The organism is Psychrobacter communis, from assembly GCF_014836505.1.
GTDB classification, from domain to species: domain Bacteria; phylum Pseudomonadota; class Gammaproteobacteria; order Pseudomonadales; family Moraxellaceae; genus Psychrobacter; species Psychrobacter faecalis.
The window spans coordinates 50484-77074 of sequence record NZ_JACSQR010000003.1 but is presented as its reverse complement, the minus strand read 5'-3'; the positions used below and the strand labels follow the sequence as shown (position 1 = coordinate 77074).

General features: G+C 45.2%; 21 protein-coding genes. 7 read left to right on the top strand and 14 right to left on the bottom strand.

Going from position 1 to position 26591, the window contains the following annotated elements:
- Positions 1-10: 10 nt before the first annotated feature.
- Entirely contained in the window at positions 11-913 is a 903-nt protein-coding gene (locus H9653_RS02310) for a DMT family transporter (RefSeq protein WP_191690158.1), read from the top strand.
- A 47-nt stretch (positions 914-960) separates the two neighbouring features.
- Here the strand turns inward: H9653_RS02310 and H9653_RS02305 are convergent, their stop codons facing one another.
- On the bottom strand, positions 961-1149 hold the full coding sequence (locus H9653_RS02305; RefSeq protein ID WP_191690156.1) for a hypothetical protein: 189 nt from the start codon (positions 1147-1149) through the stop codon (positions 961-963).
- 5 nt (positions 1150-1154) lie between these two features.
- Here H9653_RS02305 and H9653_RS02300 point away from each other — a divergent pair, with 5 nt between their 5' ends.
- On the top strand, positions 1155-1700 hold the full coding sequence (locus H9653_RS02300) for a hypothetical protein (protein ID WP_191690154.1): 546 nt from the start codon (positions 1155-1157) through the stop codon (positions 1698-1700).
- Positions 1701-1965: 265 nt separating this feature from the next.
- Here the strand turns inward: H9653_RS02300 and H9653_RS02295 are convergent, their stop codons facing one another.
- A complete protein-coding gene (locus H9653_RS02295) occupies positions 1966-2883 on the bottom strand; it encodes a hypothetical protein (RefSeq protein WP_191690152.1) in 918 nt (305 codons plus the stop codon).
- A gap of 572 nt (positions 2884-3455) precedes the next feature.
- On the opposite strand from H9653_RS02295, the gene nemA reads away from it, so the two are divergent.
- Entirely contained in the window at positions 3456-4559 is a 1104-nt protein-coding gene (gene nemA, locus H9653_RS02290; protein WP_191690150.1) for an alkene reductase, read from the top strand.
- A gap of 114 nt (positions 4560-4673) precedes the next feature.
- Here nemA and H9653_RS02285 read toward each other — a convergent pair whose 3' ends face one another.
- The gene (locus H9653_RS02285; protein WP_191690148.1) at positions 4674-5669 is read right to left on the bottom strand and encodes a pirin family protein; all 996 of its coding nucleotides are present in this window, start codon (positions 5667-5669) and stop codon (positions 4674-4676) included.
- A gap of 201 nt (positions 5670-5870) precedes the next feature.
- Positions 5871-7172 (bottom strand): BaiN/RdsA family NAD(P)/FAD-dependent oxidoreductase, encoded by a 1302-nt coding sequence (locus H9653_RS02280; protein ID WP_191690147.1) that lies wholly within the window; start codon positions 7170-7172, stop codon positions 5871-5873.
- Between the two features lie 399 nt (positions 7173-7571).
- On the opposite strand from H9653_RS02280, the gene acs reads away from it, so the two are divergent.
- The 3 genes from acs (at position 7572) to pgsA (ending at position 12132) form a co-directional block, all read left to right on the top strand.
- Positions 7572-9533 carry an acetate--CoA ligase gene (gene acs / locus H9653_RS02275; RefSeq protein WP_191690145.1) on the top strand — a complete coding sequence of 654 codons (1962 nt, stop codon included), beginning with the start codon at positions 7572-7574 and terminating at the stop codon, positions 9531-9533.
- 181 nt (positions 9534-9714) lie between these two features.
- Positions 9715-10920 carry an NAD(P)/FAD-dependent oxidoreductase gene (locus H9653_RS02270; protein WP_191690143.1) on the top strand — a complete coding sequence of 402 codons (1206 nt, stop codon included), beginning with the start codon at positions 9715-9717 and terminating at the stop codon, positions 10918-10920.
- A 525-nt stretch (positions 10921-11445) separates the two neighbouring features.
- Complete coding sequence (gene pgsA / locus H9653_RS02265; protein WP_144297861.1) at positions 11446-12132, top strand: CDP-diacylglycerol--glycerol-3-phosphate 3-phosphatidyltransferase; 687 nt, start codon at positions 11446-11448, stop codon at positions 12130-12132.
- A 136-nt stretch (positions 12133-12268) separates the two neighbouring features.
- On the opposite strand, the gene H9653_RS02260 is transcribed toward pgsA, so the two are convergent.
- Positions 12269-12763, bottom strand: a complete 495-nt coding sequence (locus tag H9653_RS02260; RefSeq protein WP_191690141.1) for a pyridoxamine 5'-phosphate oxidase family protein — start codon at positions 12761-12763, stop codon at positions 12269-12271.
- Positions 12764-13112: 349 nt separating this feature from the next.
- Positions 13113-13607 carry a pyridoxamine 5'-phosphate oxidase family protein gene (locus tag H9653_RS02255; protein ID WP_191690139.1) on the bottom strand — a complete coding sequence of 165 codons (495 nt, stop codon included), beginning with the start codon at positions 13605-13607 and terminating at the stop codon, positions 13113-13115.
- A gap of 402 nt (positions 13608-14009) precedes the next feature.
- Here H9653_RS02255 and purL point away from each other — a divergent pair, with 402 nt between their 5' ends.
- The gene (gene purL, locus H9653_RS02250) at positions 14010-18053 is read left to right on the top strand and encodes a phosphoribosylformylglycinamidine synthase (RefSeq protein ID WP_191690137.1); all 4044 of its coding nucleotides are present in this window, start codon (positions 14010-14012) and stop codon (positions 18051-18053) included.
- Between the two features lie 311 nt (positions 18054-18364).
- Here the strand turns inward: purL and H9653_RS02245 are convergent, their stop codons facing one another.
- The 8 genes from H9653_RS02245 to H9653_RS02210 all read right to left on the bottom strand — a co-directional run bounded on the left by H9653_RS02245 (position 18365) and on the right by H9653_RS02210 (position 26109).
- On the bottom strand, positions 18365-18760 hold the full coding sequence (locus tag H9653_RS02245; protein WP_191690135.1) for a hypothetical protein: 396 nt from the start codon (positions 18758-18760) through the stop codon (positions 18365-18367).
- 8 nt (positions 18761-18768) lie between these two features.
- A complete protein-coding gene (locus H9653_RS02240) occupies positions 18769-18972 on the bottom strand; it encodes a hypothetical protein (protein ID WP_191690133.1) in 204 nt (67 codons plus the stop codon).
- A 30-nt stretch (positions 18973-19002) separates the two neighbouring features.
- Complete coding sequence (locus H9653_RS02235) at positions 19003-19887, bottom strand: N-acetylmuramoyl-L-alanine amidase (protein ID WP_191690131.1); 885 nt, start codon at positions 19885-19887, stop codon at positions 19003-19005.
- A gap of 93 nt (positions 19888-19980) precedes the next feature.
- Positions 19981-20754 carry an MOSC domain-containing protein gene (locus tag H9653_RS02230; RefSeq protein WP_191690129.1) on the bottom strand — a complete coding sequence of 258 codons (774 nt, stop codon included), beginning with the start codon at positions 20752-20754 and terminating at the stop codon, positions 19981-19983.
- A gap of 200 nt (positions 20755-20954) precedes the next feature.
- Entirely contained in the window at positions 20955-21368 is a 414-nt protein-coding gene (gene rsfS, locus H9653_RS02225) for a ribosome silencing factor (RefSeq protein ID WP_191690127.1), read from the bottom strand.
- 149 nt (positions 21369-21517) lie between these two features.
- Positions 21518-22411: a nicotinate-nicotinamide nucleotide adenylyltransferase gene (locus H9653_RS02220; RefSeq protein WP_191690125.1), complete on the bottom strand. Its 894-nt coding sequence runs from the start codon at positions 22409-22411 to the stop codon at positions 21518-21520.
- A 201-nt stretch (positions 22412-22612) separates the two neighbouring features.
- A complete protein-coding gene (gene pta / locus H9653_RS02215) occupies positions 22613-24769 on the bottom strand; it encodes a phosphate acetyltransferase (RefSeq protein WP_191690123.1) in 2157 nt (718 codons plus the stop codon).
- A gap of 110 nt (positions 24770-24879) precedes the next feature.
- On the bottom strand, positions 24880-26109 hold the full coding sequence (locus H9653_RS02210; RefSeq protein WP_191690121.1) for an acetate/propionate family kinase: 1230 nt from the start codon (positions 26107-26109) through the stop codon (positions 24880-24882).
- Positions 26110-26591: the final 482 nt, after the last annotated feature.

Genomic DNA, 26591 nt, shown 5'->3' with positions numbered 1-26591 from the left:
GGATTTACCCATGTCCAACCGCGACCTCATTATTTTTATGACACTGTCCTTTATGTGGTCGCTGTCTTTTATTTTTTACCGTATTGGTGTACCCGAATTTGGATCGCTCGCGTTTGCCAGCCTGCGTGTGGTATTGGCTGGACTGACCATGCTGATTTTTGTATTAATCAGTAAGGAAAACCGACAAGGTATTCGCAAAAACTGGAAAGTGCTGACGCTGGTCGGGATGTTTTCTGCGGCTATCCCCTTTATCTTATTTGCTTTTTCGGCGCGCTCGGTCAATGCTGGGGTGTTGGCAGTGCTTAATGCGTCCGTACCGATGATGAGTGGTTTTATCGCCAGCACCTTTTTTAAAGACCGTTTGTCAAAAAAACAAATTATCGGCTTAATCATTGGCGTTATCGGCGTGATTATTTTGATGAGTGAGAACTTATTTGGCGGCAGCGGGCAGGGCGCTGAGTCAGGTTCAGGGTTACTGCCGATGGGCTATGCATTATTGGCCTGTGTCGGTTATGCGGTCGGCGCCAATATCACCAGAAACTATTTATACGATGTCTCGCCGGTGGCGATTACCGCAGGCTCGCTTATCATTGCCAGTATTATTATGCTGCCGATAGCGGTGTATGAGTTTCCTTATGGCAAAACCATTAGCCTCACTGCTTGGACGTCAGTGATTTGTATCGGCGTCTTCTCAACCGCCATCGCGCTGATTTTTATGAATCAACTCATTAAAAGTATCGGTCCGATGCGCGCGACCAGCATTACCTTAGTGATTCCAATTTTTGCCATTATTTTAGGCTATCTACTGCTTGGTGAGGCTTTAGACACGCCAGCGATTATCGGTTCAATGGTGATATTGTTTGGTACTTATCTGTCGTTAGAGCTGTCTTTTAAAAAGATGCTTAAATCCTAAGATATTGCTTTTTTCTAATTGATAAATAGCCTTTTAATCAATGCCACTTATTTAGCACCTTCTGCCATGATAAGTTGAATGGGAATGGGAATGGGAATGATGTCAAACGCTTTGGCAAATGGCATCAGCGTTTCCAGTCTTTTTTCTTCTGCTAAAGCTTTGTCTGGTTGATAATGATAAAACTTCAGCGTGGTCGGTTGGCGCAAGCGATAGGTAAGCGTCTCGATATTTTTCACCGCCGATGCCACTGTCACAGGAAGGGGTAACACCGGGACCAGCGACTGATGAAGTTGCCTTACCACTAGCGGGCAAGACCGAAGTGAAGATGCCGCAGTCGGTCAATTTCGATTTCCAAACCGGTCTGAGTGAAAAGTATAAGTTGCTAGGTATGGTTAACGCCCGCTGGGTAGATTGGAGTAACTTTAATGTTGCCCCGCCTTTAGCGACATTATCAACACAAGAGCCCTTAGCTGCTTATAAAAAAGACGGTTACGCGGTTGAGGTGGCATTGGGTAAGCAGTTTAATCCAAAAGTTTCAGGCGAAGTACGTGTCGGATATGACCACGGTACTGGTGCGCCGCTCAGTCTATTGGGGCCTTATGACTCTATCAAAAGCTTGGGATTAAGCGCGCAATACAAACTGACCGAGCAGCTTAGTGTCTCTGCGGGCGGTCAATATATGTGGTTTGAAGGCGGTCCAGTCGATACTAAGGTTGATGGTCGGGTAGCCAATATTGACGATGGAACTGGCTACGCACTTGGCATGAAATTGGGTTATCATTTTTAAAAAATTGACTAGGGCGTGTCCTCATTTTAAAAATGGTGATAAAAATGAGATAAATTGTAGCCAAACAAGGAAAATAGTGCAGTTAATATCGGGATATTACCCAGCTATTTGACGAAGTTTGGCAAAATTTAGCCATTTTTAGACCATTTAGATGTCTATCGATTGAATTGAGGACACGCCCTAAGATTGTTTGTTAAAAATAGCGATTAGAAAAAGCACTTATTTTAAAAATCAGGTGCTTTTTTATTGCTTGGTGCGTGCTTTATTAATCAACGCTTATATCTTGGCAAAACAACCCTTCCAAGCATTCTCGATTATCCCCATCAGTACGCCAAATGGATGGTATCTGCATCGCTTGATTTAATCGATAATAGGTCATTGACCTATAGTGCATCCCGTCACCATCTTTATCGGTACTAAGCGCTGGATAAAGCTGTTGATGCTCACTATCGGACAACGCCATAAAATTAAGATAGTTTGTTGCATCTTTTGCTAAAATACTATCGGGACGTTTGCTGAGTGCAACCATCGTCTGCTTATATTCTGGTTCTAGAAACTCACGAATATCATCATCCGTCCATCCGGTATTGTCTGAGCCAAAAAATAAGTAATAGCGATACGAATCTAGTAGCATCTTGGCATCTTGCACAGCATAGCCATTTGGATAACGCGTTATATAATCTTCCCAAAACACCGCCCGCTCAACCAACTCTTCAAAAGAGGTAGTAATGGCGGCATCACTCAAAAAAATGTCTTGATTTTCTATTGCCATCCGCTGGATAAATGCTTTTTGGTCTTGGCGCAAATAAGGGGTAAATATATCAGCCATTGCTTTCAAATCATGATTAAAGGCATAGTAACCTTCGCCTAAATTGTAAACTCTAACATCAGCATCATTTTGGATGAGGCCAACCAAGTAGCGTACGCGTGGGCTCAGATTGTTTAATTTTTCTTCCGGCGCTTTTTCGCCTTCCTCTAAGGCATTCATAACGTCAAAAAAATCTTGGTCAAATTCTGAATTACTAATATCAGTTTCCTCCCATAAAAAACGCTCATACATCGCTTGATAGTCTTTTAGCAGATTTAAGACTTCGGCATTACTGGCCGTTGGTAAACAGGCTGTTAATTGTTTTTGGATGGCATAAATAGCGTCAATCTTGCTGCTGTTATCCACTTTTCCCATGGATTTACTCAATACTAAACAGGTTTTTGCGTCTAGCGCTGAGTCTGTTGCGGTAGTCGTTTTGGTTGCTGATTTTTCTAAGGATGCCTGCTTATTGACTTGTTCTGTATTTTTCGCCTCATTTGCTTCAGATAACGTATCTGATTTGGGTTAGCAAGCGCTCACACCCACGCTCACACCCAAGAGGAAAATTAGCCCTATCGTAAGTGATAATATGGTTTTTTGCATGGACTCTATCCCTTCAGTGAATGCCAAAAAAGTGAAGGCTAATAATGGTGATAGTTATTTATAAAATTGGCAAAAGAAGAGTGGGTGGCGCATGTAACGTTTAATAAAATTCCCACTGATTCTATTAGCTTAACGCCCTTATAAGGTCACATAAATAATAGCGTTTAAAAGGTTGGAAATACACTTGCGTAGGTGTTTTTGTTTGTAAGTATTACTTGGAATCGCGGTATCTACCCTTATAAAGAACTCGGCTGATAAATGGCTGTCTTAACAATTAGCATGGCTATTTATCAAAGCTCAATAACTCTTATAAATCTATTTTATAACAACAAACAAGGCTCCTCATGGCACACGATACCTTATTCGAACCCGTAAAAATGGGTACCCAAACTCTAAAAAATCGCATCTTTATGGCTCCCTTAACCCGCTTACGCGCGGTCGAGCCGGGCGATGTTCCTACGGCACTAGCCAGTGAATATTACGCACAGCGTAGTGGTGCAGGATTGGTCATTACCGAAGCGACGCAAGTGTCTTTTCAGGCAAAAGGCTATGCTGGCGCGCCCGGTATTCATACCGAAGATCAGACGACGGCGTGGAAGACCATCGTTGATAATGTCCATGCCAAAGGCGGCAAGATTGTCGTCCAGCTATGGCACACCGGTTTGGTTTCACACGAAAGCGTCCAACCTGATGGCAAAGCGCCTATTTCGGCGTCTGATGTTCATGTGGGCGTGCGCACGACATTGCGTGACAGTAATAATCAACCGATACGCGTTGAATCTACAACCCCGCGTCCAGCCACGCTTGAGGAAGTAAAGCAAGTTATCGCTGACTTTGGGCTTGCGACTAAGAACGCTAAAGAAGCAGGATTTGATGGCGTAGAAATTCATGGCGCGCATGGTTATCTGTTGCATCAGTTTTGGGTTGAGCAAACCAACCAACGTGATGATGAATATGGCGGTAGCCGCGAAAACCGTGCGCGTTTGACCCTTGATGTTATCGATGCTTGTGTCGCTGCATGGGACGCTGACCATGTTGGTATTCGCATCTCGCCGCTTGGTACTTTTAATAATGTTGAAGCAGGCTACCATGAAGACGAAAATATTTGGCTAATTGAGCAAATCAATAAGCGCGGGTTGATGTATTTACATCTGTCTGAGCCCGACTGGGCAGGTGGTACGCCTTATAGCACCGAATTCCGTCAGCGCGTTCGTGATGCTTTTGGGCAAATGATTATTGCTGCTGGTGGCTATACCGCTGAAAAAGCCGAGCAGAATATCAAAGATGGTTATATCGATGCCGTTGCTTTTGGCCGTGATTATATTGCCAATCCTGACTTAGCAGAGCGGATCCGCGAAGGCGCGCCGCTTAATGAGCAACATCCGCAAAGCTTTTATGGTGGCGGTACAGAAGGCTATACCGATTATCCTTTTTTAAAACAGGCTTAAATATTATCGGATAGCCATTTTAAATTGGCTTTATCGATTAAAATAAAGTGATAATAAATAAAAAGCCACCTTGCTAACAATAGTAAGGTGGCTTTTTTAATGGGTAATATTTAGCTATTTACCAAAGTTACCCGTTTGATAATCACGAAACGTTTGTTTTAACTCCGCTTGGGTATTCATGACAAAAGGACCATAGCCTACCACTGGTTCGCCGATCGGCTCACCGCTTAATAGTAATAGTTTAACCGTACTTGGTGCTTGCTTATCACCAGAAAGCTTATCATCAGCTGGCTCAGGGTACGTCAACTTAATACTATCGCTTACCTGCGTTGCTGATTGTCCATTGTCGAAATCAATAATAGCGATATCAGTAACAGTCGGCGCTGTAAACTGAATCAGACTGCCTGCGCTTACTGACTTATCATTAACCAGTAGCGTGCCTTCTTGTACCAATATCATGATGTTATGATTGTTTGGCACTTGCAGCGTCGTTGAGCCAGCGCTATGCAAAGCAATATCCCACATATTGATTGGCGTAAAGGTACTTGCCGCGCCTGTCGTATTTTGCCACTTACCTGCAATAATCCTCGCTTGACCAATAGCATGTCCATTTTCAATATTGCTTAAGTCAACGATAGGCAAATCAGCGCCTTTTAGCGTTTGATATTTAGGCGCAGTCAGTTTATGGGCGCTTGGCAAATTGACCCATAATTGCACCATGCTAAAAAGTCCACCACGGCGGCTAAAGTCGGGCGAGTGGAATTCTTCGTGCATAATGCCGCGCCCGGCGGTCATCCATTGCACATCACCTTCTTTGATGATGCCACAACCGCCAGCCGAATCGGCATGGCTAATCTCTCCCGAGTAGGCAATCGTCACCGTTTCAAAACCCTTATGCGGATGCTGCCCGATACCGTGCGACTCCTTCTCATGGTTTGGATTTGGCGCAAAGGTGGTCGGCTGACCATAGTCCAATAATAAAAATGGATCGGTATGCTGATAATTAAAATCAGCTTCGTTATCTAAATGATTAAACAAAGTTTTGACATAAAAACCATCGCCGACCCAATGCGGTGCTTTATTATTATGAATATGTTTGATGGCGCGCATTGCTTACCTCGTCAGCCTAACTGTATTAAAGAATATTTATTTATTTTACCGTCATTCTTTAACAGGAATGAAATACCTACTCTTAAGTAATTCTAAATCTGTATGGGTTTATATGGTGGTTAAATTCAAAATAGTCAAATATTTAGTGTTTTTAAATTTGTATCACTGGCTTTTAAATTAAAGAGTATGTATGACTTAACATCAAACCACTTCGCCGCAAGCAAAACCACTGGCCCACGCCCATTGAAAGTTGTAGCCGCCAAGCCAACCGGTGACGTCAAGCACTTCACCGATGAAATATAGCCCGTCTTGATATTTGCTTTGCATGGTCTTTGACGAGACTTCATCGGTTGTGATGCCGCCGCGTGTGACTTCAGCGGTTCGATAGCCTTCAGTGCCAGACGGTTTTAGCTGCCAGCCGTTCAGCGTCGTGCCAAGCTCTATCAAGCGCTCATCTTTAATATTGGCAAGTTCGGTGTCTTTGATATCGTCCCACAAATGCGTTTGTAGCGCTGCCAGCAGTTTTTTCGGCAAAGCATTGTTGGTATTGTCTGCCAAGACCGTGCGGATAAGCTGGCGCGGGTGCGATTTCTTATGAGTTAGTAAAAGCGCCGTTATATCTATTTCGGGTAGCAAATTGATAGTAATAGTTTCACCAACATGCCAATAGTTGGACAGTTGCAGCATAGCTGGGCCCGACAGGCCACGGTGAGTAAAGAGCAGCGGTAGCTTAAAGGAGATGCGCTCATTACTGGCAATCACCGGCAGACTGATACCGGCAAGCGTGCGAATCAGCTCACCCGTTTTATCGGTAAAGGTAAATGGCACAAGGCTGGCATCAGTTGCGACTAACGTATGGCCGAACTGTTGCGCCAGCTCGTAACCAAAACCGCTCGCACCTAATGTCGGAATAGACAAGCCGCCCGTCGCTACCACAAGCGATTCGCAGCGATAGCTGGTTTGCGGCAGCTTACTTTGATTGCCGTTATCTTTTCTCTCTTGTTTTTCTTTTTTACTCAGGATTTTACTGGTAATTAATTCAAAGCGAGACCTCTTATTATTCTCATCAGTCTTTACTTGTTCGATGTGGGTATTGAGCTTGACTTGCACGCCCACAGCAGCGCATTCATCAAGGAGCATGATTAAAATATCTTGCGCCGAATCATCACAAAATAGCTGCCCGTGCTCGCGCTCATGGTAAGGAATTTTATGCTGCTTAACCATAGCAATGAATTCCCAGCTCGGATAACGGCTGAGCGCGGATTTACAAAAATGGGCATTACTACCGATAAAGTGCTCGGGCTCGACGAAGTAATTGGTAAAGTTACAGCGCCCGCCACCTGACATCAGGATTTTTTTACCGGCTTTATTGGCATGGTCGAGTACCAAGACGCGGCGACCACGGCGACCCGCAGTCAGCGCACAATATAACCCCGACGCCCCAGCGCCGATGACGATGACATCGTAGTGATTGTGTGCTGCTGCATTGCGCGGATTTTCCATGATGATAGGTTCCAAAAAGCGCTAAGCTTTAAAAAAATAGAAATAAAAAATCGTAAAACTAAAAAGTAGCCGAATGCGGCGTCTTAATCATAAAGGGTAGCTATTGTCCATGTTTTATAGCAGGTTACAAGGATTAAATAATTTTGCTCAGTCAACTTATAAAAATCGCTACCCCTGGTTAAGTATACAGCTGTGCAGCGAAATTGTTGTGTTTTGCGCTCGACGTCTTGCAACGACGCGGCTTATTTGTCAAACTAACTTAAGTGTCAGACATTATGGAAGATGACTCTTATCACTTGTATAGGCCACCGTTTGCCGTTCATATTTAACGCAAGCCGTTTAATGATAGTCGCAACGACAGCCGCTACAAGTCAGAATAATTAAAAAAGGATGACTACGATGACTCAAAAATCATTTCCTATCGCGGCTGAGTTTGTCGCCGCTGCCAATACTAGCGCTGAGCAATACACCAAAGAATACCAACAATCTATTGCGTCACCTGAGGCGAACGATGCCTTTTGGGCGAAGCGTGCCGAGCTGATTGATTGGATAAAAAAACCCACCAAAATCAGCGATGTCAGTTATGACTTAGAAGATTTTCATATCAAATGGTATGAGGATGGTGAGCTTAATATTTCAGTCAACTGCCTTGATCGCCATGTCAAAAATCACCCTTATAAGCCTGCTATTATTTGGGAAGGTGATCATCCATCGCTACACAAAATCATCTCATTTAAAGAGCTGCACGAAGCGGTGTGTCGTCTCGGGAATGCCATGCGCAAACTTGGGGTCAAAAAAGGCGATCGCGTCACTTTATATATGCCAATGATACCAGAAGCGATGGTTGCCATGCTGGCGTGTACGCGCATCGGGGCGGTACATTCGGTGGTATTTGGCGGTTTTTCTGCCGAGAGTTTGGGCAATCGCATTATCGACAGCCAATCAAAATTGGTCATTACCGCCGACGAAGGTATTCGCGGTAATAAACGCACACCGCTCAAAGCCAATGTCGACCGAGCGTTAGACATGGATGGTACGGAAAGCGTGACCAATGTCGTGGTCGTCCATCGTACGGGTAATTCTGTGCCGATGAGCGGTCGGCGCGATGTTTGGTATCACAGTTTGGTCGATGGCGAATCAAAGCATTGCGAGCCTGAAGTCATGAATGCCGAGGATCCGCTGTTTTTATTATATACCTCAGGCTCTACCGGCAAGCCAAAAGGCGTGCTGCATACCACTGGCGGTTACATCACTTATGCGCTTTCTACGTTTCGCGATGTGTTTGATATCAAAGAAGATGATGTCTACTGGTGTACGGCCGATGTCGGCTGGGTGACCGGTCATACTTATGCCACTTATGCACCGCTTGCTAATGGGACGACGACGGTCATGTTCGAAGGGGTGCCAGAGTATCCGACGTGGGCGCGTATCGGTCATATTATTGATAAACACCAAATCACGGTTTTATATACAGCACCGACCGCCATCCGTGCGATGATGAAAGAAGGCGATACCTTTGTCCGTGAATCTGACCGTTCAAGTTTGCGCTTGCTTGGCTCCGTTGGTGAACCGATCAATCCAGAAGCGTGGGATTGGTATTACAATGTCGTTGGCGGCGGTAAATGTCCGATTGTCGATACGTGGTGGCAGACAGAAACCGGCGGTATCTTACTGGCGCCAATACCGGGTACTGTCGATATGAAACCGGGTGCGGCGATGAATCCGCTATATGGCATCGAGCCGGTCGTCGTCGATGCTGATGGTCATGTCTTAGAAGGTGCGGCAGAAGGTAACCTTGCGATTAGTGGCGGCTGGCCGGGGCAGATGCGTACTATTTATAATGATCACGAGCGCTTTTTAAAAACCTATTTCACAGAATATCCGGGCTATTACTTTACTGGCGATGGTGCGCAGCGTGACGAAGACGGTCACTACTGGATTACCGGACGCGTGGATGATGTGCTCAATGTTGCCGGGCATCGGCTAGGCACGGCGGAGATTGAAAGCGCGGTGGTTGCGCACCCAGCAACGGCTGAAGCAGCGATTGTCGGTATGCCGCATGACATTCGCGGGATGGGGGTTTGTGCCTTTATCATTCTAAAATCGGGCGAAACCGCAACGGATGCTTTAAAATCTGAGCTCAATCGCCATGTGCGCGCGGAAATTGGCCCGATTGCCAACTTGGATGCTATTTATATGGTGGACGTCTTACCCAAAACGCGCTCTGGTAAAATCATGCGCCGTATCCTGCGAAATCTTGCCGCAGGGCAATATGTTGGTCTGGGCGATTTATCGACCCTTGCTGATAGCGCTGTCATCAATGAGCTGATTGACGTGGTCAAAGCGGAACGCGGAGAGTAAAGAGTATGATTCGTTAATTGGATATACTAAAAGAATATGCACTAAACTAATTTTTCCCTTCTTTAAAAGCCATACTATCGTAAATATTATGGCTTTTTTACGTAGAGGTTATTGCTATTAGCGCGCTTTAAAGTTTCAATAACTTTTGTTTTTCTCCATATTTACAAGGTTTACCGTCATTATGCTGAACTCTTCTTTGCAGCCTACGCCGATACCAGCGCCAAAAATTGCCATTATCGGTGCTGGCTTAACGGGACTATTTACTGCCACCTTATTAGAGCGCGCTTCTAGCCAAATGAATGAGCAGAAAATTAATGACAAATCCTCAATACCAGAAATCACTATTTTTGAGAAATCACGCAGCGTCGGGCGTCTAGCAACACGTTACCGCAGCGATAGCCTTACTGATAAAAACTGGCAATGGGCGTTTGGAGCGCAGTTTTTCACCGCCAAAACCTCAAGCTTTCAACAATTTATTGAGCCGTGGTTGCAGACAGGTTTGCTACAGCCATGGTGCGCGCAAGTAGTGAGCTTAACGCCAATGTCGGCAAATAATCAGAAACCCGATATTCACCTCAAAGAGCAATGGGGGAGTACGCAAGCGCGTTATATCAGCACGCCAAAGATGACCAGTTGGGGACGAGCATTGGCTGATGAATTGCAGCATAGTACCATTAAGTTTAACACCCGCGTCGCGCGATTATCTCAATATAAGCAAACGCCAAATAGCAACATCAATAATAAAACTAACGACAAAACCAGTGAAAAAACCAGTAATAAAACTGAGCTATTCGATGAAAATGGCAACAGTCTTGGTCATTTTGATTGGGTAATTTGTACGGCGCCAAATGGTCAAGCCGTCGAGCTGATGGCAGATAGCGGTTTTAGTGAATGCGCAAAAATCACTGAGCCAACAATGCAGGCGTGCTATACCTTAATGCTTGGTTGGAATGAGAACCAACCAGTACCTGAGGCGCTAAGCTGTTTGGACACGGCGTGGGATGTGGCTTATGTACAGGATTCTATCATTGATAGAATATTTATCGAACATCATAAGCCTGAGCATCATGCGCTATTACCCAGCATGACCATTCATGCGCGCAACGACTGGTCAGAGCAGCACGTCGATGACGATATCAATACCATAAAAGCAAAGTTGTTAGAAGCCGCTCAGCGAGCATTAAACTGGAATGCGGAGAGCGCGCCAAGCCAAGTTGATTGTCACCGTTGGCGTTACGCCGCGACCGTAACCGCTTCTCATAAAGAGCAGTTAGGAGTATTGGTTGATGATAAGCAACAATGGATTGTCAGCGGCGATTGGTGCGGGCAAGGTAATATCGAAAGCTGCTATCAAATGGCGGCGCAGACGATGGCAGCGATAGTTTAATTTACAGATAATAAAGGCTTTAAGGAATTAAACTTAGACGTATTACATCATAATAAATTTGAATTTATATAGATCATTAACTTATAGACAAAAAAAGAGCCCACGAAGGAGGTGTCGTGGGCTGAGGAAAACTTATCATGTGACCGAGCTACTATTAAATAACGAGCCACAAGTAAATTGATCAAGATTTATTATTGTTAATATAAAGATGATGACGAAATCTATGATTTCAAGAAATTCTCACATCTGCTTACAATTTCCAGTGTACAACTGTATTTATTACACAGTCATCATAACTGAAATTGGCCGATTTACCTAGCTTGCTTACATGTCATTACGTTTTGGTTTATTATCCGCCGATTATTGGCTAAAAATATTCATAACAAACATTTTGCTAAGGATTTTTTGCTCAAAAACACTTGCAATTGAGTAAAGCCAAAACCAACCGGCACAGAAGCATGACGACATGGCTGAAAAATGCTAAGCTAGCCACATTCTTATCGTTCACTATAAACTGGGTTTGTCATGACCGAGAGTACACCGCTGCACACACCAGAACAAAAACCGCTACCAACGCCAAACGACAGAAGTATCTTTAACCTACCCAACAATCTTACGATTGCGCGTATTTTAATGATTCCGTTATTTGTGGCGATTGCTTATTGGCCACCCGCCATGGGAATTGGCATGCCAGCGATTTCGGACAATGTCATCGCGCGGGTAGGTATGAGCGAATTTAGCGACAGTTTGCTGCGCCATTTGCTACTAACCGGTGTGTTTATTATCGCCGCGGTGACCGATTGGCTGGATGGTTATTTTGCCCGTAAGCTTAACGTGGTCTCTGCTTTTGGGCGCTTCTTAGACCCAGTCGCTGATAAGCTAATGGTCGCAGCCGCACTGATTATCTTGGTGCAATGGCATCCCAATATCATCATGGCGATTGCGGCAATTGTGATTATCTCGCGTGAAATTGCCGTCTCGGCGCTACGCGAGTGGATGGCGGAGCTTGGCAATCGCACTAGTGTTGCTGTCTCGTATGTCGGCAAACTCAAAACCACTTTTCAGATGATCGCTATCACTGTGTTATTGTTAAATTGGCAATCGCTTGAAATGATAGGGTATGTCTTGATGGTGGCGGCGGTAATTTTAACCTTATGGTCGATGATGATTTACTTAAGAGCGGCTTGGCCGTATTTAAAACAAAGCGGTTAGTATATAGAATAAATGCTATCAGTCCTTAAGTTTACATGCCTAAGTTTAAACCGCTCATAAACAAAAACGCCAGTCATGATAAGTGACTGGCGTTTTTTATTTATCATAGTTTTAAGTGTATTTAATGATCAAATAATTACAACTCAATAGAGAAATTTTCCCCTAAGCTTTTTTCAATCGCTGCATCGGTAACTGCCGCCGCCGTCATTTTGACCGCGCTGGTAATGGCATTACCATTTGCCCAGTATTCCGCCCCATGCGGCACCACTTTAATCAGCTGTACCCTTGGATCTTCTTTGCCCTGCTCAAAATAGGCGTTATACATAACCGACCATAGCTCATCAAGTTTCTCTGTATCCTCGACCAATTCAGCAGTACCAGAAATAGACAAATACTTATCATCGCCTTTTGTGGTATAAGCCAAATTTACTTCTGCATTTTGCTTAATGTTATCGACAGTTTCAGAAGGCGTGTGTCCAATAAACCAGATCTCTTTGGCGCCAATGCTGGTTTCAGTGGTATTCATAGGGCAAGAATGTAGATGGTCTTCGCCATTGCGTGTGGTCATCATGGTATATTTAATATCTTTTACCATCGCTTGGATGGTATCCATTTGCGCTTGTTTACTCATAATAGTTATCCTTTACTATTGAAATAGGCAGTTTGAGTTTCAGGTTTAAAAGTTTAAAAGCTACCGACAGTTAATTAATGAATCATTAATAACTCTTAGCCGATGACTCGTTATGCGTGGAATCAGTTATTAATATAATAAAGTTGCTTAATAAAACGATATAGCTGCTCTGTAATACGCTGTGACGCTTTGTAAGCTTTAATGTGCTGAAAATAACGAGCAAGGTTGTAAACATATTGGCAAAATTAAAAACAAAAAACGCCAGTAAATAAAAATTTACTGGCGTTCAAATAGATGTCTTATTTTTTGTTTTTTATTATTAAGACAGCAAAACTTACAGAAAGCGAGGTTATAGAGAGACGGAGAAAGTTTCACCTAAATCTTCAGCAGTTTTACCTTCTTGTACCGCTGCGGTTGCCATTTTAAACATATTGACCACTGAGCTACCGCTAATCCAGCATTCAGCGCCATGTGGTACCACTTTAATCAACTGGACGTTTCCATCTTCTTTACCTTCAGCAAAAAAGGCGTTATAAACAGGCGACCATAGCTCATCTAACCTGTCTTTATCGGTTGATAATTCAGCGTTACCACTGATAGAGACATAGTTCTTTTCATCTTGAGTAGCGTACGTTAATCCAATTCTTGCATCGTTTTGAATGTCTTTGACGACGTCTGAGGTTTTATCACCGATAAACCAAATTTCTTTGGCAGCGACATCCGCTTTATTAGTGGTCATCGGCCAAGCATGAATGTCACCTTTTTTATTGGTAGTACTCATCATAGCAAATTTTACGTCTTTGATGATTTCTTGAATTTTCGCGATATGCTCTTGGTTACTCATTAGGTTTATCCTTTTATCATTATAGCAAGTGGTTCTTTGTTTAACTTATGGTTGCTTATTAATCATCTAGTCTAGACAAGCCAGCGCCGTTTATAGTAATTTTTATGAACAGATTATAGTTATAGTTATTAAGCTCGTTATGAGGCGCTTAACTCATCGCAACTGCCCACTAGAATAGCGATTATCATTCTCTTATTTATATAGGTCGCCAGTAATGCGATGTGAGTGTTTGTAAGGTTTACAAGAATTAGGTAAAAATTGTGACGCCAGCTGAGCAATATTTCTCTGACGAAAAGTTTTTTATCTTGGTTTTGACCTGCTTATTACAGGGCTTCTTGTTATAATACGCAGACCATTTACTTTGCATGGCAGAGATGCCTTGATCTTACGGATTATGCCTTTATGATGACCATCGCCGGACAACCGTTTCTTACCGATTTTCAGACGCAGCAACTCATCAGTCAGTTTCAGCAAAAAACCGAGCTAAATGTCAGCCAGATTCATACTCAGCAGGTTTATGTGCTATCGCGCGACCTCGTAGGTAATGAGCAGAAAAAAGCGCTGGATTTGTTTGGGGTGCATGCCGATATTCAGCTTGCCACCCCTGAAGACAATCAAATACAAGTGATCGTCGGTCCGCGTTTTGGGACGATTTCGCCGTGGGCCAGTAAAGCGACCGATATTTTTAATAACTGTGAAGTTGAGATTAAACGCGTCGAGCGCGTTATCGTTTATACCCTAACGATTGACGCAAAAGCAGACGGCGACGTAGGTGCAACTAATAACAAGCTTCCTAAAGCCGCTGAGCAATTATTGTTTGACCGTATGACCCAAAGCCTAGTTTATGATTTAAATGACGTAAATAAGCTGTTTGATGATGAACAGCCAGCGTCGCTTAATCGCATCGACGTCATCGGTCAAGGTCAATCAGCACTAGAGAATGCCAATAAAGAATTTGGTTTTGCCTTGTCGAGCGAAGATATCGACTATCTAATGAATGCCTACGTCAATGAGCTAAAGCGTAATCCAACTGACGTTGAGCTGATGATGTTTGCACAGGCCAACTCAGAGCATTGCCGTCATAAAATCTTTAATGCCCAGTGGACGGTCGATGGCGAAGTACAGCCAAAATCCCTGTTTCAGATGATTAAAAATACTTATAAAGCCAATCCACAAGGTATCTTGTCGGCTTATAAAGACAACGCCGCGGTGATGGCTGGTGCTAAGGGGCTGCGTTACTACCCAGTGCCGACTGATGCCACGGATGTAAATTCTGCCCATCCTTATGGCTTTCATAAAGAAGAAATCGATATCTTAATGAAAGTTGAAACCCATAACCATCCAACGGCGATTGCGCCTTATGCGGGTGCAGCGACAGGTGCGGGCGGTGAGATTCGTGATGAAGGCGCAACCGGTCGTGGCGGTAAGCCAAAAGCCGGTCTGACGGGTTTCCATGTATCACATCTGCATATTCCAGAGCTTGCGGAAAAATGGGAACAATCGGGTCAAGTAAGTACGCAAGACTATGGTACGCCTGATCGTATGGCCACCAGCCTTGAGATTATGACCGAAGCGCCACTCGGCTCAGCCAACTTCTCCAATGAGTTTGGTCGTCCAAACCTCTGCGGTTATTTCCGTAGTTTCCAATTGGATACCTCAGCGGCAAAAGATGGCAGCCAAATGCGCGGCTATCATAAGCCAATCATGCTGGCAGGTGGTTACGGCAATATCAAACGCAACCTGATTGAAAAAAATACCATTCAACAAGGTGATCTCTTGATCGTTCTTGGCGGCCCTGCGATGCAAATCGGTTTGGGCGGCGGCGCAGCATCGTCTGTCGATAGCGGCGAGCTAGATGAAGGCTTGGACTTTGCATCGGTTCAGCGCGATAACGCCGAGATGGAGCGTCGCTGTCAGGAAGTGATCGATCGCTGCTGGGCCTTAGCTGGAAATGAAGCGTCGGGAAATGACGCTGATGCCAGTAATACCAGCAATGCTAGTAAAGACGGTAACCCCATCGTCTCTATTCATGACGTCGGCGCAGGCGGTCTGTCAAACGCTATGCCTGAGCTGGTCGATGACCATGATATGGGCGCCCATTTAAACCTGCGTAAAATCCCGTCGCTGGAAGCGGGAATGTCACCGATGGCTATCTGGTCGAACGAAGCGCAAGAGCGTTATGTGTTAGCGATTCGCCCAGAGAGTAAAGATCAGTTTGATGCCATCTGTGCCCGTGAGCGCTGTCCGTATGCTATCTTAGGCGTAGCGACGGAAGTTCGTCAGCTTATCGTTGATGATGAGATGCTCGATGAGCAGCCAGTCGATATGCCGATGCAAGTACTGCTCGGTGGAACGCCGCAGATGCAGCGTAGCTTTAGCCGTCAAGAGAAAGAATTGCCACCGCTTGAGCTCAATGACTTTAATTTAGCTGAATCTATCAAAGATGTGCTACGTCATCCAACCGTTGCCAGTAAGTCTTTCTTGATTAGCATCGGTGACCGCTCGATTACTGGTATGGTAGTCCGTGATCAGTATGTTGGTCGCTATCAAGTGCCCGTTGCCGATTGCGCCGTCACAGCTTCTGGTTTACTAGCGCTTGATGGTCAGCCGATGAGCGGTGAGGCGATGAGCGTCGGTGAGCGTACGCCAGTCGCCTTGATTAGTCCAAAAGCTTCTGCACGCTTAGCAGTCGGTGAGGCGATTACCAATATTGCTGGTGCGCGCATTAATCAGCTATCTGATATCACCATGTCAGCAAACTGGATGGCAGCCTGCGGCGATGACACTGAGGACGCTGCATTGTTTGACGCTGTGTATGCGATCGGCGAAGAGCTATGCCCAGCATTGGGTATTGCTATTCCAGTCGGAAAAGACTCGCTATCGATGCGTGCTAATTGGACGGATAGCAATAAAGACGGCAGCACAGATAAATCAGTGGTTTCGCCAATGAGTCTTGTGATTACGGCTTTTGCGCCTGTTATTGATGTGGCAAAAACCTTAACACCTGAGCTAATCAATGGTGATAGCGCCTTCTACCGTATTGATTTGTCAAAAGGTAAACTGCGCCTTGGCGGTTCAATCCTTGCGCAAACGGCAAGCCAATTGGGCAATGAATGTCCTGACCTTGAAAAGCCAAGCGATTTAATCGATTTCTTTAACTTCGTCCAAGCGGGTAATGCCCAAGGCGTCATTAGCGCTTATCACGATATAGGTGATGGTGGTTTGCTGGCGACGATTGCTGAGATGCAGTTTACCAGTCGTCAAGGTATCAAGCTGTCATTGGACGATAAAAACCTACTCGGTCAATTATTCAGTGAAGAGCTGGGCGCGGTCATTCAGGTCTTACCAGAAAACGTCGCTGCTCTTATGCAATTGGCAGAAGAATTTAACATCAGCGATATGCTCAGCCTCGTCGGTCAAAGCTGTGAGGAAGACAGCCTTATCATTCAAACGCCACTGCATATGGGCGATGATACCTTGCGCTTTAGCCGAAGCGAGCTACAACAAGAGTGGAGTCAGGTCAGCTATCAAATCGCCCGCCGCCGCGACAACCCAGCGTGCGTCCAGCAAGAGTATGACTTGATTAGCGATGCTAGCCATCAAGGTCTAATCGCTGCACCAAACTTTGACCTCAATCAAAAAGTGGAAGAGCCATATTTAGCTAGCCGTGAAAGCAAGCCAAGAGTCGCTATCCTGCGTGAGCAAGGCGTCAACGGTCAGACCGAAATGGCAGCAGGCTTTACCCAAGCGGGCTTTGAAGCGGTCGACGTCCACATGAGCGATTTACTTGAAGGTCGTATCAATCTACGTGACTTCGATGGTCTGGTCGCTTGTGGTGGCTTTAGCTATGGTGACGTACTCGGCGCAGGCTCTGGCTGGGCGAACTCTATCTTGTTCCATGACGAATTGCGCATGCAGTTTGTGCGCTTCTTTGCCCGTCCTGATACCTTTAGCTTAGGTGTCTGTAATGGTTGTCAGATGATGGCTCAGTTAAAAGATTTAATCCCAGGTGCTGAAAACTTTCCAAGATTTATTGCCAATAAGTCGGCTCGCTTTGAAGCGCGTACCGTTAACGTCAAAGTCGAGCGCACTAAGTCTATTCTGTTCAAAGGTATGCAAGACAGTATTTTACCAATCGCTGTTGCCCACGGTGAAGGCTATGCCACGCTGAACACTACCGAAATCGACGGTATGGCAAAACACGGTCAGCTTGCCATGCGCTTCGTCGATAGCCAAGGTCATCCAACCGAGACCTATCCGCTCAATCCAAACGGTTCGGTCGGCGGTGTCACTGGTCTGTGTAGTACCGACGGTCGCGTCACCATCATGATGCCGCACCCTGAGCGTACGCTACGTGCCTACAATCACAGCTGGAAACCAGAAGCATGGGATGAGGACGGCGCGTGGATGCGTATGTTCCGTAACGCCCGTGCTTGGTTGCGTTAAGATAGTTTGAGTTAATTTTAAACATAAAAAAAGGTGGGCTTAGGCTCACCTTTTTTGTGTTTGGAATTTGGTTTTATGTGGGAGCTAATCCCGCCTTCCGCTTGTATCTGCTAGTTTGGACGAGACGCTGGCTACGGTTTGGGTCGTCGCTTGCTCCGCGTCGCCACCCAAAACCTACCCATCGCAACTCGCCCAAACCAGCAGGATACCGCTGCAGTCGGGGCTAAAACGCGCCTCTGAATGACCATTTTATGATAAATTAGTCTGAACTTTAATTTTAATCGGTGCGCTAGGCGCACACTACGAGCTTTTCAATAAAACCAGTCGCCATTACGAAGGTTTTCTATATCTCTGTCACTTGATTTACGCACCATGTTAGATATTGCACCGTTAGCTTGTCCATGGTCTAGCTTTGTAAGAAAAGTATTGACCTCAGATTCATTCGCATGAAGTATCTTATCTAAGTAATATCGTTGTTCACTCTTGTCTAATGTAGTTTCTTGAAGTTGAAAGGGTCTATGTAGCGCAGCTTGAAGCAATGCCACTCTACATTTATCGTTCTCGATTATTTTGAAGTCTTGAGCATTTATATCTATGATCACGTTATATTCTGCGAAACCACTTTCAACAGAAATACTTAAAGTGTAAGCTCCATTTTCTGCTTTCGCTAGCATACGAAGATCATAAAAGATGATTTCTTTATCCATATTTTTTCCTAATCAGCTTTCCCTTTCTGCGCCTCAGCAATCAACTCATGAATCTTTGCGCTTTCTCTTAACACACAAGCCTCATAAGCCGACAGCTGCTCATGTTCTTGTTCTTTTTTTATTTCCTGTTCTTGCTCCTGCCTTGCTTTTTCTTCCAGATATTTCTGTAGCTCGTCTTGCTCATTTTTCTCGTTGTATTGTGAGTTGCTCATGGCTTATGTCTCCTACTATTTTTTTATCCATTAATAAAAGTCATCACGACCAGCATACTTCTTATTGAGTGCACGTAGTATCGCATACGTTTCTAAATCCAGCTCGCCCGTTGGCTGCTGCGGACGGAAATGCAATTGAAAGGCATACACGACATCGCGACTGGCTTTATCCCACGCGTCTGTATCATTGATTTGATAACCATAATCGCGAAACGCTTGCTTAATCTCAGGTATCGTTGCCGCGGCAAACGCGTCTTGATTCATAAAGAATTGCTTATCAAACTCATCATACCAAGCCCCAATGCCGTACTCCTTATGCAGTCGCTCCCAAGGAAACTTGGCACCAGGATCGATTTTACGCGAGGGTGCCATATCCGCATGACCGATGATATTCTTTGCTGAGATATTATATCTTTTCGCCAAGTCTTGTACCAGCTGCGCTACTTTTTGAATCTGAACCTCATTAAATTCGACATAGTGCTCATAAGGATGATAGTCGAGCGCACCGCTTTTTAAGGCGTCTCGATATTCAGGTTTGATGCCCGGGTTGACAATCTCGATGCCGATAGAGGTATCGTTGAGTATCGTTCTACCAGCAAAACCGCCCGTGCCAGCATGCCACGCGCGTTCGCCTTCGGGCACTAAGTTATAAATTTTATTATCGTTATTATCCAATATTAGATAGTGGGCGCTGACGTCGCCGGTGGTCAAAAGTCTAATAGCGCGGGCATTATTGCTCACCGTATAATGCAGGATAATGGTTTTAATACGCTCACTTTTACCCGTCGCTTGATAGGTTTCGCTATCGATGACGAAAGGCTCGCTGGTCGCTATTTGGGCGTTATGAGTGGTCACGCAGCCAATGAGGGGCAGCGTTAAGGCACATGCGAATGCTAAAAAGATATTTTTTGCCATGAAATGCTCTGTATGAATAAGGGTGGGCGATGATGCTTAGCTTTATCTGATATTGATAGTAGATAGATAAGATTGAGATATTTTTAAAGCTTTTTAATCCTTGCGGATTTTCTTCGCCAAAACCGTTTTCCAACTGTCTTCCAAACATTCAATCGCCAGCCACGGCTCGATAACCTCAGCATCAAATTTCTCTTTTGAATTGGCCAGTTGCCATAGCTTTTCAAGCGTCGCAAAAGGATAGGGGCGTTCGATGAGATAAACCGGCAAATCAGTGTTAATCATACCATCACGTACAACCTGAAAATACCAGCCAGCGATACCTTGTTTGGTCACCCAAGAGGCGATATTTGGCACTTTGTTCAGTTTAAACTGTCCGATTTGGTCATTGATTTTGTAGCAGGGGCGGCGAGGTTGCACGATGCGAAGTTGGACGCTGTTGTTATTATCAGTATTGCCATATTGCCCACCGTATTGAAAAATATCCCCAATACACACCGTCGACTCATCCATTGCAGGCAGACCGTTTACCGCTTCAGTCGTTAGGTTTTCACCAAGCGTGCCAACGCGTACCTTTAAGCCAAACTCAGCGTTAATCTTATCGTAAGTTGCCGTTGCTAATTGATGCACCGCTTTTAAGGGGCCGCCATGATGGCGTCTATCGGCTTGTTCATCAGTGCTCAGACCCATAAAATTGACCGCAACCGATTCCTTGATGGGTGCTTTATCAATGGCGCTCATCTGCTCACGCGCAAACGGCATGGCTTTGCCAGCACGTACGCAGACTAGATTGGCAATATGTAGCGGTAAGGGTTGATTGAAATCAGCACTATTTTTTTGGCTAAAAGATGCTATTTGCTCTATGCTCATGGATTATCCTAATCGATCGGGATTTATTAGGCGAGTGGTTAATTCATTAGAGATGTTAAAGATGGCTATTATCTTAGCCTAATCGGGCATGTGATTATATGGCTTTAGCGATTTAACCTTTATCTGTACCAAATTTTAAACAAAAAAAGACCAGAGTAGAATCTGGTCTTTTTATAAAGCAGTACTGTTAACAAACAAGATTATTTGTTTTTATTACGGCGACCTGCGGTTTTCTTCTCACGCGGTACAGCGACCAGCTCCGCCAATTGATCAGGTGACGACCATAGGCCTTCCAAGTCATAGAACTCACGCGCAGCTGGCGTCATCATATGCACGACAACAGCGCCCAAATCAATCAGCGTCCAGTCAGAATCGGTACCGCCTTCACGGCCAAGTGGCATAAAACCCGCTTGCTTAACTTCAGCGCCGACGCTGTCTGCCATCGCACGGACGTGGCGTTTTGAAGTACCGTCAGCGATGACGATGCGCTCCATCACGTCCGTTAGATTTTCTACGTTTAAAACAGTGATATTTTTTGCTTTCATATCGTCAAGCGTGTTTTCGACTACCGCTAAGCATTCTTTTAAGCGTTCTTCAGTCATGGTATTGGTCATAAATGGTCTTCTCTTCAATCATAAATATTAAAAATAAAATAGTAAATCATCACATTGCTTGCTCACGAGCCCTTGAAAAATAGGTAAATAGGCAGGTGTTTTTGCGGCAACATGGATAAAATAGGTAAAGTTAAACGTATAAGGCGATTTTAACGGAATTGAGCAGCAGAATATAGCTGATGGTCGATAATATATTGATAAACGGCAGGATTTAGCCATTTAGCGAACGAATTGGGTACAGTCGGGTTAATGATAGCATTTATTGGCTGTAAAGTTGCGTTTTGCGAACCTTGCTTGCGCAGCTGTTGACGTACTTGGGTGCTTGATATCGCTGCCACAGGGCGCGGGTCTATATAAATGCGTCCTTGAGCGGCATTTTTCAAGTTACTGCTGGCTGTTAAATGCTGCAAAGCTGGCGCGACAAGGTCAGTAGCCGAGTCAGTGATGAAGTGTTGCAATGCTATGGGAAGCTGAGATTGCAGTGCAGTAAGGTTTGACGTTACTAAGTCTTGATTAATAAGCTTTTCTTGTGCAATAGTATTTTCATCATTATTATTAATAATAGGGTCATTTTCAGCAATGCTAAGCCGATTAAATACCCATAAATTGACATGATCGGTCAGCGTCAAACCGTCTTTCCATTTATCCAAACTCTGCGCGCTGTCCATGCCCATGATAAATATCAGGTCATCGTGCGGATAGCGCGCGCGTAAGGTTTTTACACTATCAATGGTATAGACCGGCGGCGTTTGCCACAGCTCAAGCTCATTGATTTGTAGCGGGGTATTTTTTATAGCCAGCTTTAGCATGGCCAGACGGTGCTTAGGGTCGGTGCTGTCTGCTTTAAAAGGCGACCGCGCATTGGGCAATAATGACACCTGTAGCTCGTGCTGTTGTTGCTCAGCTATTGGTAATAAACTTTGATAAACGTACAGCGCCATTTGCAAATGACCATTATGCACAGGATCAAATGAGCCGCCCAAATAGGCACGAATGGCGGGTTTGGCGTTTTTTGTTAGGTGATAGTCTTTAGAATAAGGCATAAATAAATGAGCAAAAAGCGCTATGAATGGACAGTGTCGTTAAGTGAACTATAGCATTATTGGAGAGCGCTCAGTAGGGTCGTATGTTTTAAAGCCCTAAAGATTTAACAAAAATAGTCCATAAAAAACCGACCATCATGATGATAGTCGGTTAAATGTAGAGCGATTAAGCATGACTGTAAATTATAAACGGTACCGAGATTAAATCGCGTCGCTATGCGCTTGGATGGCGGTCAGGGCAATGGTATAAATAATATCATCGACCAACGCACCACGCGATAAGTCATTAACGGGCTTATTCAAACCTTGCAACATCGGTCCGACACTGACCACATTGGCGCTACGTTGTACCGCTTTATAGGTGGTGTTACCAGTGTTTAGGTCAGGGAAGATGAAGACGTTTGCTTGTCCGGCAACCGGTGAGTCAGGGGCTTTTTGTTTACCGACGCTCATGACCGAAGCGGCATCATATTGCAATGGGCCATCGACGGCGAGGTGCGGCGCACGCTGACGGACGATTTCGGTTGCACGAATGACTTTTTCGACATCAGCGCCCGTACCAGATGAACCCGTTGAGTAGCTAATCATCGCCACTTTTGGATTGATACCAAAGGCGGCGGCAGACTGCGCCGATTGAATGGCGATTTCAGCGAGCTCTTCGGCGTTCGGGTCAGGATTAATGGCACAGTCACCATAGACCACCACTTGCTCAGGTAGCAGCATAAAGAACACTGACGATACCAGCGAATACTGCGGCGCGGTTTTAATTAGCTGAAACGCAGGGCGCACGGTATTCGCGGTTGTGTGTATTGCCCCAGAAACCAAACCGTCTACCTCGTCCATCTCGAGCATGGTCGTACCCAAATAAACCGTGTCTTTGAGGTATTCAGCAGCGACTTCGGCGTTGGTTTTACCCTTACGGCGCTCGACCACGGCATTGATATATTTATCCATATCGAGGCTATCAGGGTCGATAATCTCAAGGCCCTCAGGCAACACCAAATCGCGATTTTTCACTACTTGCTCGACCTCACTACGCTTGGCAATCAACACGCAGTTGGCGATACCGCGACTTTGGCAAATGCACGCCGCTTCGACCGTACGTGGCTCTGAGCCTTCTGGGAGCACGATACGTTTTTTGGCATTTTGCGCTTTTTTGACCACTTGATGACGAAATGCCGAAGGAGACAGGCGCATCTCATACTCTTGGCTAAAGTACTCTTTAATCCAGTTGAGGTCTAAATGCGCGGCGACATAACGTGCCACTTCTTCGGCGCGCTCGGTATCATCGCTTGGAATCTCAGAGCTCAAATGCATCAGGCTTTGTACGGTCTCATAACTGTCGCTTTCGACACTCATGATAGGGATGCCGGTTTTGAGCGCCGATTGCCAAAGCTCAGCGACGGTTGCGCTTGGTACCACACCGCCCGTTAATACCAGTCCTGCTAAAGGGATGCCGTTGATACAAGCAAGTCCCGCGGCCAACAGTAAGTCGTCGCGGTCACCCGGCACAACGATAAGCGTACCACGTTTAAAGACTTCATCAACGCGAGCGACCGAGCGCGCGGTCAAACTGATGCGGTTGATACGGCGCGATTTTGCCTCACCGACGTTTAACCAAGTGGCGTCGAGCTCAGCGGCGATATCCCACGTACGCGGTACAGAGAGCGAATCACTAAAGGGCACCACGCCGATTAAGCGAAACTCTTCGGTATTAAAGTGCGGTGACAGGCGCTGCACTTCTTGCATAAAGCCCTCGTCTAAATTGACGATGGCTTCGCCTGGGGCGACCATCTGATTTTCGAGGGTGCTTTGGGCGTTTGGTAAATCGTGCATCCGCATTAAGATACAACCAAGCGTGCGCTCACTGGCGATACCGCCAAATTCACGAGCGTGGACGTCAAGCTTGTCAGCCAGATAGGCAGGTTTACTGGTATCGGCGGTGCTGACAAAAATGATTTTAGCATCTAAGGCATGGGCAATGGCGCGGTTGATTTGCGACGCATAAGAGGTCTCAGTCGTCGATACTAAGCCTTCACAAATCACCACATCGTAGTCGTCGCCTAAGGTATGATAATTGACGACTACTTCTTCCAACAAATCATCAAGATTGTCGTCGCCAAGCATACGCTCAAGGCGCTGACGGCTGATAGATTTGGGTGGATTAAGACCAAAAGCGTGCATTGCCAGCGCGCTTGAGCTGTCTAAACTGTTTTGCTTATCTAAGGTATCGTCTTGTAAAAACGGCTTCATAAAGCCAGCTTTGATACCGTTATAGTCAAAGGCGCGAATCAAGCCTAACGCCGCTGACGTCACACCGATACCGCGACTGATGGGCACAAGTAAAAAAGTTTGCATAATGTATCCTACTATTTATTTTATTTTTTAAGCGCGTTTTATCCTTGTGCCATACAAACGCTCCCTGTTTTCTTATGGCACAAGTAATGGTTTGTTTAGCAATCTGATGCTTACAAACCTAAGGCTTCGCGCGTTTCTTGGGCAATGCGGCATTCTTCATCGGTTGGTACCACCCACAGCTCAATGCTGCTATCGTCGGCATGGAAACTGCCTTCTTTGCCACCGACCAAGCTGGCGTTTTTAGTGCTATCTACCTTGATACCAAAATGCGGCATCATCTCTAAAATACGCGTCCGTGTGGTCACTGAGTTTTCCCCAATCCCGCCGGTAAAGACAATGCCGGTAAAGTCAGGTAGCGCACAGCTTAAGCTGGCAAGGTACTTAGCGACGCGGTAGCAGAACATCTCAATCGCAAGCTTAGCATCTTGATGACCTTCATTTGCTGCTTGCTCGATAGTACGTAAATCATTGGATAAGCCTGAAATACCCAGCAGCCCACTTTCGTTATTGAGCATCTTATCGGTTTCTTCTAAGCTCATGCCTAGCTGGCGCTTGAGATGAATATGCAAGCTTGGGTCAACATCGCCGCTGCGCGTGCCCATCATCAGCCCTTCAAGCGGCGTCAAACCCATACTGGTATCGAGACTTTCACCATTATAGACAGCCGTCGCCGAGCAGCCATTACCTAGGTGCGCGGTCAACCAACCATGTGGCGCTTTAGCACTGGTGATTTCGCTGGCGCGTTCTGATACATAAGCGTGCGAGGTACCATGAAAGCCGTAACGACGGATTTTATATTCATCATAAAGGACTTTTGGCAGTGGATAACGAAAGGCAACAGGTGGCATGGTTTGGTGGAAGGCGGTATCAAATACCACCACTTGCGGAATCTCGGGATAAATTGTTTGTACTGCTTCGATACCGAGCGCATTGGCAGGGTTATGGAGCGGTGCTAATACTTTTAAGCGTTTGACTTCTTCTAACACATGCTGATCGACACGCACCGCTTCTGAATACTCGCGGCCGCCATGCACCACGCGGTGGCCGACAGCAATAAAGTGATATTGCTCAAGTAACTCAAGGATTTTTTTCAAGGCCAGTTCATGACGACCGCCAGCGATGGCGATTTCTAGCTTTTCACCATTTAGCGTTGTGTGTTTGATGCGCGCAGTGTCGAGGCCTAAGTTTTCTGCCAGACCTGTGATACGCGTAGCATTGTCTTCGCTGATGAGTGCGTATTTGATTGAAGAGGAGCCGCAATTAAGGACTAAAGTGGGGTTGGTTAGATTCGATGTTTCAGAGTCTTTATCATTAAAATTGGTGGTTACGCCAGCGCTCATACTCTATCCTTAGAAGTTATTTTTTGGGTGGTGATTCGACATCGATAGTCACCGATTACATAAAAAAAACCAGCCATATTCTTGTCGCCGTAAGCCAAACAGCTGCCATACGCAACAATCCTATCGCTGATTTTTATCATTGCTGCTGCAAGGGTTCACTATAATGTACCATATTTTGAGGTTTATACCACGATAACTATAAGGCTTTAATTATGCCGTTTTATACAAGTGTACACCGAATACCATCAACCGCTGCCAGAGATAATAGGATAAAAGCTGTTTTTATAAAATTGTAAGTAAGTTTGTCTGTGGTTCTCTGTCTGTAGCTATTGATAGCGTTTATAAAATCCCATTTTGCCTAGCGTTAGTCGTTAATTCTTATAAATTTATGCGCCAATCAGCAGCAGGGGGCGCACAACTTTATCGAATAATGCTATGATTAAAAAATTGTCCTATTTTTCTACTGCAGCCTTATTTTCGCT